The organism is Chryseolinea serpens (assembly GCF_900129725.1).
Taxonomy (GTDB): Bacteria; Bacteroidota; Bacteroidia; order Cytophagales; family Cyclobacteriaceae; genus Chryseolinea; species Chryseolinea serpens.
Map to the genome: position 1 here is coordinate 1 of NZ_FQWQ01000007.1, position 12,167 is coordinate 12,167.

General features: G+C 40.7%; 11 protein-coding genes. 4 read left to right on the forward strand and 7 right to left on the reverse strand.

Features of this window, described 5'->3' with window-relative positions; translation table 11 throughout:
• Positions 1 to 412 precede the first annotated feature (412 nt).
• The 3 genes from BUB30_RS34110 (at position 413) to BUB30_RS34115 (ending at position 4,611) form a co-directional block, all read left to right on the forward strand.
• Entirely contained in the window at positions 413 to 3,793 is a 3,381-nt protein-coding gene (locus BUB30_RS34110; protein ID WP_073143508.1) for a two-component regulator propeller domain-containing protein, read from the forward strand.
• Between the two features lie 68 nt (positions 3,794 to 3,861).
• Positions 3,862 to 3,990 carry a hypothetical protein gene (locus BUB30_RS35860; RefSeq protein ID WP_262485815.1) on the forward strand — a complete coding sequence of 43 codons (129 nt, stop codon included), beginning with the start codon at positions 3,862 to 3,864 and terminating at the stop codon, positions 3,988 to 3,990.
• 183 nt (positions 3,991 to 4,173) lie between these two features.
• Positions 4,174 to 4,611 (forward strand): SRPBCC family protein, encoded by a 438-nt coding sequence (locus tag BUB30_RS34115; protein WP_073143510.1) that lies wholly within the window; start codon positions 4,174 to 4,176, stop codon positions 4,609 to 4,611.
• Between the two features lie 514 nt (positions 4,612 to 5,125).
• Here BUB30_RS34115 and BUB30_RS34120 read toward each other — a convergent pair.
• The 4 genes from BUB30_RS34120 to BUB30_RS34135 all read right to left on the reverse strand — a co-directional run bounded on the left by BUB30_RS34120 (position 5,126) and on the right by BUB30_RS34135 (position 9,339).
• Positions 5,126 to 6,931, reverse strand: coding sequence for a serine hydrolase domain-containing protein (locus BUB30_RS34120; protein ID WP_073143512.1), 1,806 nt, complete (start codon positions 6,929 to 6,931; stop codon positions 5,126 to 5,128).
• A 395-nt stretch (positions 6,932 to 7,326) separates the two neighbouring features.
• Complete coding sequence (locus BUB30_RS34125; RefSeq protein WP_073143514.1) at positions 7,327 to 7,716, reverse strand: nuclear transport factor 2 family protein; 390 nt, start codon at positions 7,714 to 7,716, stop codon at positions 7,327 to 7,329.
• Positions 7,717 to 7,781: 65 nt separating this feature from the next.
• On the reverse strand, positions 7,782 to 8,669 hold the full coding sequence (locus BUB30_RS34130; protein WP_073143623.1) for an MBL fold metallo-hydrolase: 888 nt from the start codon (positions 8,667 to 8,669) through the stop codon (positions 7,782 to 7,784).
• A gap of 88 nt (positions 8,670 to 8,757) precedes the next feature.
• The gene (locus tag BUB30_RS34135; RefSeq protein WP_073143516.1) at positions 8,758 to 9,339 is read right to left on the reverse strand and encodes a Crp/Fnr family transcriptional regulator; all 582 of its coding nucleotides are present in this window, start codon (positions 9,337 to 9,339) and stop codon (positions 8,758 to 8,760) included.
• 315 nt (positions 9,340 to 9,654) lie between these two features.
• Here BUB30_RS34135 and BUB30_RS34140 point away from each other — a divergent pair, with 315 nt between their 5' ends.
• Complete coding sequence (locus BUB30_RS34140; protein ID WP_073143517.1) at positions 9,655 to 10,371, forward strand: dioxygenase family protein; 717 nt, start codon at positions 9,655 to 9,657, stop codon at positions 10,369 to 10,371.
• A 98-nt stretch (positions 10,372 to 10,469) separates the two neighbouring features.
• Here BUB30_RS34140 and BUB30_RS34145 read toward each other — a convergent pair whose 3' ends face one another.
• From BUB30_RS34145 to BUB30_RS34155, 3 genes are read right to left on the reverse strand one after another with little or no spacing between them, the layout of a single operon-like run.
• Positions 10,470 to 11,207: a lycopene cyclase domain-containing protein gene (locus BUB30_RS34145; RefSeq protein WP_245804223.1), complete on the reverse strand. Its 738-nt coding sequence runs from the start codon at positions 11,205 to 11,207 to the stop codon at positions 10,470 to 10,472.
• Positions 11,204 to 11,698, reverse strand: coding sequence for a sterol desaturase family protein (locus BUB30_RS34150; RefSeq protein WP_073143519.1), 495 nt, complete (start codon positions 11,696 to 11,698; stop codon positions 11,204 to 11,206). The genes BUB30_RS34145 and BUB30_RS34150 overlap by 4 nt, the downstream gene beginning before the upstream one ends.
• A complete protein-coding gene (locus BUB30_RS34155; RefSeq protein ID WP_073143521.1) occupies positions 11,698 to 12,156 on the reverse strand; it encodes an SRPBCC family protein in 459 nt (152 codons plus the stop codon). The genes BUB30_RS34150 and BUB30_RS34155 overlap by 1 nt, the downstream gene beginning before the upstream one ends.
• Between the last annotated feature and the right edge of the window lie 11 nt (positions 12,157 to 12,167).

Genomic DNA, 12,167 nt, shown 5'->3' on the forward strand with positions numbered 1-12,167 from the left:
GGTCAATTTGCCCCGGAAAACGGTGGTCACTTTGCCCCGAAATCAGGTGGTCACTTTCATCCGGAAATTGGTGGTCACGTTACTCGGAATCTCCAGCCACCACTGAATTTGAGATTGTCCGCTTAACGGCAAGTATGTCGCGGTTGTAATTAAGCGGTGTAGAACGTAGTTATGCGATTGGGTGGCTTGATACATTTCTGGCACCAAAATTTCCGCTATATTTAAAATATATCTGCTTTTAAATACGGCATCTTAGATGAGAAGGGAACGGCTTGGGGTCTATCCTTTGGGTGGAGTTCTTCGAAAAGGACAAAGGTACAATTATAGTAGAAAGTAAATAGGGAAATGTAGTATGTTCATTAGTGAATCCGAAAGTGTGATCTATAATTAACAAACAAGAAACCCGGAATCTATGAAGTTCCAACAGTTTCAATTGGTGTGCTCGCTTATTTTATTTTCTTGTAGGATTACGTCAGCGCAGTCCACAGTCGAGAAGGTAAAATTCTCGAGAATTGAAGTGGGTTCTGGGCTTTCCAATTCCAATGTTACTTGTATCCTTCAGGATTCAAAGGGATTTCTTTGGTTCGGTACGCAAGACGGATTGAATAAGTTTGATGGATATAACTTCAAAGTTTACCGAAATAATCCAGATGACACCTGCAGCTTATTAACAAATGCAATTAACTGCGTTTTTGAGGACAGCCAAAAAAAAATTTGGGTAAGCACACGCAGTGGTGGCTTACAATATTATGACAATAAACTGGATCGATTTTACAGGATCAGTGAGTTTTCTACGAATGCCCATATCCTTCAAATTACTGAAGATGATAATAATAATCTCTGGATAACAGGCAGCAGATATCTTGATGCTTTTGTAGCACAGCTGGATCGGAGCACTGGGAAATGGAAAAGTTTTATTCTATTCCCATCTAAAGAACCAATTGAATCGCTTCTAAGAGAATCAGAAGATGAATTTTGGATAGGGGTAAGACGGGGAGGATTTTTAAAATGGAACAAAAAGGCCAATACTGTTAAACGATATCTGCATGACCCTGAAAATTCAAAAAGCGCAGTCTGTTTTGATATTCACCAAATTCTTAAGGATACCAAAGGTAACCTCTGGATTGCGTCAAGTGAGGGACTAAGTAAATTTGAAATTAAAAACGAAGAATTTACCAATTTCACGGCAAATCCTTCCAATCCTGGAAGTCTTCTTTTTAATCCGATTAGACAAATGGCTTGGGCTAATGGTCATTTATTGCTGACAACAGAAAACGGAGGACTAAGCAGGATGGACACTACCACCAATCAGTTCACCAATTTTTTATTTGACAAAAATGATCCGTATTCACTGAGTGATAATTCCGTGTGGTCTGTTTATTGTGATCATCAGAACCGAATCTGGACAGGTACTTTTTCAAAGGGATTGTGCGTAATAGACAAATTGCAAAACAAATTTTCTCAACTCGATATCGTCCTCGAAAATGATATAGTAAACGCTATTTATCAAGATCATAAAGAAAGGCTCTGGATTGGTACTGAAGGAGGTATTGTACTTAAGGATAGGAACAGAGTGAAATATTACAAACATGAGCCTAATCAAAAAGGCAGCCTCAGCAGTAATCCAATATTGTCTATCTATGAGGATAGCCAAAATCGAATATGGTTTGGGACATGGGCAGGTGGTCTAAATAGATACGATGAAAAAACGGATCGTTTTGTTAGTTATTTACCCAATGAGAAAAACTTAAAGAGTCTTTCTGATCCTAATGTATATTCCATTTGGGAATATTCCAAAACAAAGGAATTATTGGTAGGCAGTTATAAAGGGTTAAATATTTTGACAGATGAAAAAAACGGAAGTTTTGAGAGCTATAAAGAGAAGGAGAATGGAGCAAACAACTATATCAGAAGTATTTATGAAGATAGTAACGGCAACGTATGGTTGGGCACCATCGAAGAACTCGATTTATTTGATATAAAGAACAAAAAAATCATCCGTTTCGATTCAAGAACAAATAAGAAAGAAATCAAAACTAGCGAAATCGTAAATTGTATTTTGGAAGATAAAAAAAAGAGGCTCTGGGTTGCAACAACAGCAGGGCTGGAAATGATCATCGGTAAAAAATTCATTAAACGCTTTACTACTAAAGACGGATTGCCTAATAATATTGTCAATGGCATATTAGAAGACAGCAAAGGGAATCTCTGGTTGAGCACCACCGAAGGAATCTCCAAATTCAATCCCGACAACAAAACAATTCAGAATTATAATGTAAGTGATGGATTGTATGGCAACGAATTTAAACCCAATGCCTGTTTCAAAAGCAAAGACGGATTATTTTTTTTCGGAGGTAAAGGCGTAAATGTATTTGATCCTGATAGTATCCAGCAGAATCCGTATGTCCCGCCTGTTTATATCACTGATTTCAAGATTTTTAATAAATCCGTAACAATAGGGGAAAGGGACTCATTGCTTAAAAGTCATATTGGTGAGACTCAGGAGATATATCTGCCATACAAGTACAATGTTTTTAGTTTGGAATTTGCAGCTCTTAACTTTTCATCAAGCAACAAAAATAAGTATGCCTTTAAATTGGAGGGCTTTGAAAGTGATTGGAATTATGTGGAAAATCAGCGTTCAGCTACATTCACTAACCTGGATGCAGGAACGTATACATTCCGAGTTAAGGCAAGCAACAACGATGGCCTTTGGAATGAGAAGGGGGCTTCTTTGATCATTCATATTTTACCTCCCTTCTGGAAGACGTCGTGGTTCAGAACGATGGTGGGTCTTTTAATGGTAGGTTTAGCTATTGGTTATTATAAAGTAAGAGTACACGCGATCAAACAGCAAAATAAAAAACTTGAAAGCCTTGTCGCAAAAAGGACTGAGGAACTTGAACATACAAATGAGGTACTCATTCATCGTGACGAAGAAATTCAGACTCAGAACAATGAGCTTTTTAATCAACGAGAAGAACTAGCATCTCAAAATGAGCAACTTCAATCCGCACGACAAGTTATCGAAAAGCAGAATAATGAAATTATACTTCGTAACGAATCTCTAGAGGAAGAGATAAAGGACAGGACTAAAGATTTGGTGGGATATAATCAGCAGCTGGAACAGTTTGCTTTTATCACCGCCCATAACCTCCGTGCGCCGGTTGCACGCATTTTAGGCTTGGGCAATGTTTTGGAATTTGCATGTAAGAGTTATGACGACGAGAGATTGATTACCGGCAAGCTCATTTTTGCAACAAAGGAATTAGACACTGTAGTAAAAGATTTGGGTGCCATTTTGGAGTTGAGGAAAAATAACACATCCCTCATCACAGAGGTAAGTCTGCAGGAAGAGTTGAGATTGGTAAAAGAGAATTTAGAAAAAGAAATTTTGGAAACTAATGCAGAGATCAAAGAGGAATTTTCAAAGGCACCTTTGCTTCGTACTTTAAAACCTTACCTGGATAGTATCCTTATTAATTTAATTGGTAATGCTATTAAATATCGGCACCTGGATAGACGACCGCTGATTCAGATTAAATCAGAAGTTGTTGAAAATCAAATTTGTCTAACAGTAAGCGATAATGGTATAGGTATGGATCTGTCGGCCTACAGGGAAAAATTATTCACTTTGTACGGCCGTTTTCATGATCATGTGGAGGGCAAGGGCATGGGGCTTTATCTGGTAAAGACTCAAGTAGCCGCGTTAGGCGGAAAAATAGAAGTTGAAAGTGAAGTAGACTGCGGAACGACTTTCAGGATTTTCTTTCTAAATCGAAATCTGGGGTAGATGAACCATACTATCTTGCTGAACCGAGTACTTAACTAAAAGAGTGATCGACCCTGAGGCTTGGGATAGTGACAAGGAAAAAGTTGTCGACACCCACCCAGGCTTTTATCGCGGTGGTAGCGGCGCTGATGCTCACGCTGGCCACCATCGGCTTCCAGCCCATCAAGGCCGCCATGCCAGTCCGGCGACAAGTTTGAAGTCGGAGTAACACATATAATCTTCCTTGCAGATATAGATCAGATTCCCAAAATTACACTAATATTAGTCCTGTCATCCTGGTTAGTGAGATTATTTGGTGACCTACAACCTATGATTACTTTTATCCTCGTTACTATCTTGTAAAAAATGACTACTTACCGAAACGCAAAAAAAATTCAAACATGACAACCATTGATTCTTCAATATTTATTGAGACAACTTTCAAGAGCCCTGTAGAAAAAATATGGGAAGCCTGGACAAACCCAAACCTAATAATGAAATGGTTTGGATCCGATCCGAAAGGAAAAGGCTTGAGCGCTAAGCTTGATGTGCGAGTAGGAGGCTACTTTGAAATAACATTTCAAGACTCCGATCTGACAGAGCATACGTGCAGTGGAATTTATGACGAGGTACAAGTTTTAAATAAATTAACTTTTAGTTGGCGATGGAAAAATGAACCAGGTGACGAGTCTTTTGTCGTTTTGTCACTAGCTCCAGAGGGCAAATCAACGAGAATGCAGTTCCAGCATAAGAATCTCAGTAGTGGTTCAAAACACGACTATGCAAAGGGATGGCAAAATACATTTTCAAAACCTGAAAGCCTGGTAGAGGCGGGATGATCCAGATAAGCATTATTGTGGAAGACAGGTGTATGAGGTGATACGCCTATATGAAAGCCGGGAGTGGTCAATGCGGTGACAAATAACCAGACAGATAGATAAAGCCCATACTTTTCGGGACGGTTTCCATAAGCCACAATGCCTCATTAATGTGACTCCTGCAGGTATATTTTTCTAAAATGCTGTAGGTGGAGATTCCAACCCCTTGATCACTTTATTCCGTGAGGGCGTTATCACCGCGAGGTATGCAAGCATAGGCTGGCTTTTATTTGACATAAGTTCAAGTAATCAAAATCAAAGGTGGTCAGTTCTTCACGGAATGGATTGTCTGGCAGCACGGAATGTTGCGTTCATGGGCCCTCGAAAATAAAATGTCAACTGCTTCGCAATCCCCAAGATGCGAATAAAATGTCGGTGGCATAATCAGGCGTGTAAATTCATCTCCATGTTATGATCGGAATTGCCTCAAATGAGAGCAGATAGCCAGTACCCAGTGCATGCAGGACTACAAGCACTATTGGAATATACAGCTGGTTTTTGGCAAATGTCTGTTTCGGTAAATAGCAACCCCTGACATCATGACGGTTGGTATTATCAAAACGGATATTAAAGTGATGGCGAATGATATCGCACTTGGAGCGGCTATGTTGTTATCGTAGTCAGCAAAGCCAAGCTTCAACATTATTAAAAGTGCGAGATACAAGGCTGATGTGAGGGTGGGAAAATTATAGACGCTAAATGACTTGCCAGATCCAGTTGATTTAAAGAAGTGCAGAAAGCGGTGGCAGACCCAAAATACGATACTTGCTAGTCCGGAAATAATCCACAAAACAAGAAGCGTTAACTGTATGACAACGACACTTCCAGGTATTTTTTTCATCACAAGATTGTCAAAATAAAGCACCTGTCCAGCCAGTGGATCAATGATTTTGACCATACCGACCTTGCTGGTACCTGCTACTACGAATGTTGAGTCGGAACTTGCTAGATATTTTTGTTTTTGTTCCGGCGTGAATATCCAGGACTTTGTTACGACGTTTTCAACGCGTTCCACTCGTTCAATTCCTATTAGATAATCCATAAAAAGCATGCTTTGATTTCTCGGATTGATGGACACGTAATAACCATCGTCAAATGTGAATATTGTATTAGGTGGGGTAAAAGTGGACGTACTATCTTTCCTAAGCGAGCCGACTTCAAAATCCCGAATTAACTGCGAAATTCTAACGAATGCCTCTGGTTTCGAGGCATTGATGAAGATAACATGTCCAATGCCATGCTCAGGCAGATAGGCTACTTCACAGAGACCACCATCCAACGTGCCGCCATGGCCATGGTATACAAACCCCTTATATAAAGTTGTTTCGTTACCAAGGCCATAGCCCAACTGCAATCCTACACGCGCAGCAGCCGTTCCTTGTGGCACTTCCATTTTCCTAACTACTTCGTCAGACAGCAACTCATCGCCTTTAAAAGTGCCTCTATTGAGAAGGAATTCGATCAAGTTCGCCATATCGTTGGGTGTCGAATTCATTGCACCTGCCGCCCGATAAATGACGTTTCGGTAAGGAAGTACACGGAGGTTTCGGTCGTACTGAACAGCCGCATATTGCCTAAAGAGGATGTCATTATAAAATGTCGTCCTTGTCATCCTTAAGGGCTGTAGAATTTTCAGAGTAGCATACTCTTCAAAGGTTACCCCGGAAATTTTTTCAACCAGATAGGCCGCCACTCCATAGCCGGAGTTTGAATATGCTTTTCTTGTTCCCGGAACCCAGCGACACACCCGCGAGTGGGGATGAAAGTCAAGTGCAATTTTCAACGGGATGGGAACTGAATCGTTATGTGCGATTTCTGGTGAATGGATGTCGTCCCACCCGGTAGTATGACTTAATAAATGAATAATCTTCACCGGATTCGAATTCTCCCATGCATTCTGAAACTTGACCTCGGGAGCAATGCTGTGTAGCTCATCCTGTAGACTCAACTTTCCTTCGCGCTCAAGTTCAAGAACACAAAGTGTAGTGATCATTTTAGACACGGAGGCGCAACGAAAAATCGTGCCTTCGTTGGCATCGATATTTTTCCCGACATCAGCTTTTCCGAATCCCTGCGAGAATATTTTTCCCGATCTTGTAACAATAGCTATTCCGCCTCCCGGTGTTCCGGTTTCTTTCAGGATTGTCGAGATTTCTACTTTAAGCTGTTGTAGTTTACTATCGGGAGTGGGCTCGAGTCGTTGTCCGTGCAGCGTTGTTATTTGCCATAGATTGAAAAAAAGTAGGAATATTACCGGTAAGAGCACAACCTTTCGTATCATACTGACAAGACGTGGAGAGCCATTAAAATGTTACGATAAAAAACGTTGATTATATCAAGCTGAGTGACAGGGGAAGTACTCGCGGCGATTCCCGAAATGGAATGGATGATATTGATGGTAGGGATTAGCTAGCGGAGTAGTGGGCGCAAAATCATATGGTCAACTGCCGGGGAACCCGCGTTTGGATTCGAAGGGAGCTGGCTAACTAACGGGGCCAGCCAAGCGGCTTTTCGGAGCCTTTAATATAGTCAAGACCTCCCTGGACCCATTTCTTCTACCTTATCCCTTACAAATCGTGCTACTGTGGTTATAAATGTCCGTGCTACAATTTACAAGGGATAGTGGTAAACCAGTGAGTGCATCCGTAAAGCGCCAGCCGTTGATAGCTGAAGATTCTATTTCAAAGCAGTATTCACTGTTTGACTATCCACGAATTGCTCAAAGCTGATTATTTTGCCATCCTTCAATTTCCAAAGGTGCGCTACCCTGGCTTGAATTGGTTTGCCAGTTTGTTTATAAATGCCGGAATAGGTTCCATACGCGACCACCTTGTCTCCGTCGGCTACATAGCCTTCTGGGGTAAATTTGTAGTCAATCCACTCGTTGCCTAAACGACTAAATACGTTCTTGGTTATTTCGTCTAATCCGATGTAGGTGCCAGCATAAGGAAAACCTTTGGCTTCTGTCCAGGAAATATTTTTTGAAACATGGTTCGCCAGATTTCTACCGTTTTCTTCTGAATTTTTTCCTTCGTAAGTGCTTTTTATGATTTCAAGATTTGTCATAGTCGTATGGTTTGAAGAACAGCTTGACAGTGTAACCGTCGCTGCCAAGCTGAGAATCAATTGTTTTACCATTTCATTTCCCCTGTGTTTACTTTCGCGCCTATCTGCAAGGCGATTTCAAAAGTTAGCGTAGGATATTTCGCTTTCAACGCGGCGATTAGGGATTCTGAAGTTTTATTCGTTTTCAAAGCCTCTTCATAAAATTGGAGATAACGCTTTGTGTGTCTTACTGCCGATAGATCAAATGCCGATTCAGATTTGGCATGGGCAGGAATTACGATAACGGGATGCAATGATTCAATTTTATCCAGTACTGAAATCCACGTATTGCGCGCTTCTGTGCTTTGAGCATCGGCCATCCATAAGTGGAAGGTATTGCCAAAAACATTAATGCCACCTATTACCGCTTTTATGGAGGGAATCCATACGAAGGTTTTTGTCGGAAACTCTTCCAAACCGGCCACCTCTATTTTTTGACCTTCCAATTGAATGCTATTTCCTGGCAGTACCTGGGGTAAAACGGCGTTGGAGGTTATAGCTTTACCCAACCGGCCGCCCCAAACATCTAGTTTCTTTTGGGCAGTGGCTTTAATGTGTTCTATTGTTGCAGGTGACGCATAGGCGGTTACTTCCGGAAAATATCTTTTGAATACTTCCAGTCCGAAGTAAAAATCGGGGTCACCATGACTTACATAGATAGTTGTAAGTTTTTTGCCAGAGTTCTTAATTTTTTGAGCCACAGTCTCTGCATCCGCCAAAGTGAATTGGGCATCAATGAGTACAGCCTCCGTTTTGCCAGAAATGATTACTGACGCGACGCCAAAACTGTTTTCCGAGGCATTGAATACGTCGAGTGTTAATGTTTCTGTTTCGATTCTTTTGAAATTTTGAGCTTGTGTTTCCATATTCGATGAAATTAGGATTGCTAATAAAAAGGCAAAAATTGGTTTCATTTTTGTCATGGTAAGATGATGACGATGCAAAGGTGACATCATCCAATCCCCAGGAACATTGAACAAGTTCAATAAATGAAAGGCGGAATTACTTTTTTATGGAAAGCTTCTTCCTGATTTTACTCAGAAATTCGTGACTGATGCCTAAATACGCTGCAATCTGGATATTGGAAAGCCGTTGAGCCAACGAGGAATATTTCTCGGAAAAATCGATGTAACGTTGATCTGCAGTTTTGCCCAAGTAGTCAATCATTCGCCTTTGCAGGGCTACATGTGTTTTTTGGGTCATAATCCTGAATAGCTTTTCTATGGCGGGAATACTTTCGTAGGCAAGGTCTTTATCTTGTTTCGAGATCAATAATATTTCACTGTCTTCAAGAGCTTCTATAAATAATTGTGATGGCCTTTGATTGGTAAAACTGTCGATGTCGGTAATCCACCAATCTTCCATGGCAAAGTAAAGTACTTGCTCAAATCCATTTTGGTCAAGGTGGTAGACTCGAAAGAGGCCTTTCGTCACAAACGCTTCAAACGTGCAGGTGTCACCTTCCTGAAGTATGAACTGCTTTTTTCTAACAAATTGAGGCTTAAAGAAATTGCAAAACTGTTCGGTCTCCCTATCCGAGAGGGCAACATGTTTTGCTATGTTTTGGTGAAGAAGGGTTGTCATGTTGGCAATTGATAGTAAGCGCGTTGGGTAAAGGTAACAAAAATGGAAATCGACTAATGTGAGATAAAACAGGAATTGTTTCTAAATCGGATTATAAGCTCATTTATTGAACTAGTTCAATGTTTTTGGCTTGGGTTTGCTGCTTGTTTGTATTGTTTAAAAAGAAACCAGATATGGGAATATTGGGACGTTATTCGAGCTGCTCCTGAGACTTCTGAGAATTTACATCCGATGTTTTAAGTATTGGTAATCTTATGATGTTTCGAAAACCCTTACAGGCTATGGTTTAACATATAGACTAGGAAAAAAGTAATTATGGACAGAAAAAAATTTCTAACAAATGGTTTCTTAGGCTTAGGGGCAATTGCAGCGTTACCCACCGCAATCACTTCTTGTTCAGGGGACGATAAAGTCGATACGGCTACCCCTGCAAATGGTGGTGGCAACAACTCAAGTGACTGCGTGATTTCGCCGACAGAAACTGTGGGACCTTTTCCTATCCGTACCCCTGCACAGTATGTTCGGGCTAGTATTTTTGGCGACAGAACGGGCATCCCCCTTTTGATGACCCTAACCATACAAGACCAGAGTAGTGATTGCTCGCCACTTGCAGGAGTATTAGTGGACATTTGGCAATGTGATAAAGATGGTAATTATTCTCAGTACGGTGGCAATCAATTGCAAACTGCCAATTATAACAACCAGAATTTTCTTCGTGGCAGACAAACTACAGACGCTAACGGACAGGTATCATTCATTAGTATTTTTCCGGGCTGGTATCCGGGGAGAGCTCCCCATATCCATGTTGAAGTTCTTACGACAAGTGGTACCTCCCTTTTGGTAACACAAATTGCTTTTCCTATTTCTGTATATTCGGCGGTTTATGCAACCAATGGCTATAATGGAGCCCCCGATAGGTCAAACGCACAAGACAGCATTTTTTCAGATAGTTTGAGCAGAAATATGGCAGATAGTGTTACTGGGAATATTGTCGATGGGTATACACTGTTCAAAACAATTACAGTAGGATAAATATTCAATTGCGACTTTTGTCTGCGGTTCGAATGTAAGAAAGGAATGACGTGTCTTTGTTGAAATGACGCATGATGCAAGTATTCCCCTGGCTGTATTTATGTCTTTAAGTGTTGGATAGCCGAAGTTCCTAAGCTTTTCGTGATGTTGCATTGGAGCCACTCCAAAATCGATACACTCATCGCGATTAAAAACATCCCGTAAAGAGCGTCTTCGGCAGGAATCGTTCCTATTCTTATACCCAGATTTTCGGCGTTATTATACCACACAACGGGCTCCTCTATCCAGGTGCCAGTGAGAATTCCGTTTACAATAAAAAAGGGAATAAGGGTTAGGAAATAGGAGAAGTAGAATCTTCCTAAAAAATTAACCTTCCATATAAATTGAAGCGTAAACAGGTATGCTGCAAGTCCCAACAAGGCAGTGGACGTGTACCACCGATCAGTATTCAAAAAACCAATCACCAAGCAGACGAGAACGATCGTTGACGAAATGGCCTTTTGGGAAGACCCCAGATAATCTTTTTTAACCAGGTAATTCGACGCTACGTATATGAATAGCGATGCGTAAGGGATGCAAATGAAAAATAGAATTTCCTCAATAGGTAAGCTTCCGAGATATACTCCGGATAGATATTTTTCGTTGAAGCCCCAAACACCTTTCTGCGTGAACCATTCATCCCAGAGGATAAAAATTGTACCCGGAATTAAGATCGCAACCCACAGATTTCTCCACTTCTTCGAAAAATTTGCTTTTGAATAAAAGCTGAAGAGAACTGGAAACAAAATCGTGAGAAAATCAATTGTAAGGTACAGGTATTTTGAATTCAACATCATTGTGTTTCTTGACGTTCTTTTTTATAGGTGAATTGTTTGGGGGCATACTTTTTTGGGGCAATCAGGAAACCAAATGCCTCACAGCCTTCTTTGGTATGCTTGCCATGATGTATATAGTGCGCGTTAATCATGCGCTGTAGATAGCTGCTTCTTTTTTTGGGTCTCCATTTGATTCGCTGATGTACAATTACATCGTGAAAAATGATATAAAATACCCCATAAAAAAAGACTCCAACCCCTACCGCAATTCCGTACGGGCTGTAGATGACTAAACTGAAATAGTAAAGCAAACCAATGGATGGTAAACTGAAGACTACTACAAACCAGTCATTTTTTTCAAGGACTTGCTGGTGAATGGTATGATGGGATTTATGCCATGTCCATAGAAATCCATGCATGATGTGTTTATGTGTAAACCATGCAACGAACTCCCAAAACAGAAATGTTCCGATAACGATGCAGAAGCAAATAGAGAGCGTGACAGCATTCATCAGGCCTTGGTAAAATATTGACTGAGGATGTTAAAGCGGTATTCAAAAATACCTCTCACTTCCTGGGCAACAAAGAGATAATTGGCTAGCCTCCCGATAAGTCCAAAGGGTACCGCATATTCGAGTTCATCGATCATTTCAACCCCTCCATTTACTTCCTTAAATGAGTGTTTATGTGCCCAGTACGCGTATGGACCTTTTTTCTGAATGTCAACAAATGATTCGCTTTCCAATACCTCAATTATTTCTGTTTCCCAATACATTCTAACAAAGGGAAGGACAGTGATCTTGTATCTTATAATTTGACCGATGTGCATTTTATTTCCACCAGACATCGACAGAATTTTAAAGTTTAGTCGCTTCGGGGTAATGTCCGCCAAGTTTTTGGGAGAGGAGAAAAAATCCCAAGCTTGCTGCCTGTTGATGGGAAGAAATTGTTTGAAGGTTAATTTATACATTCTCTCATTTT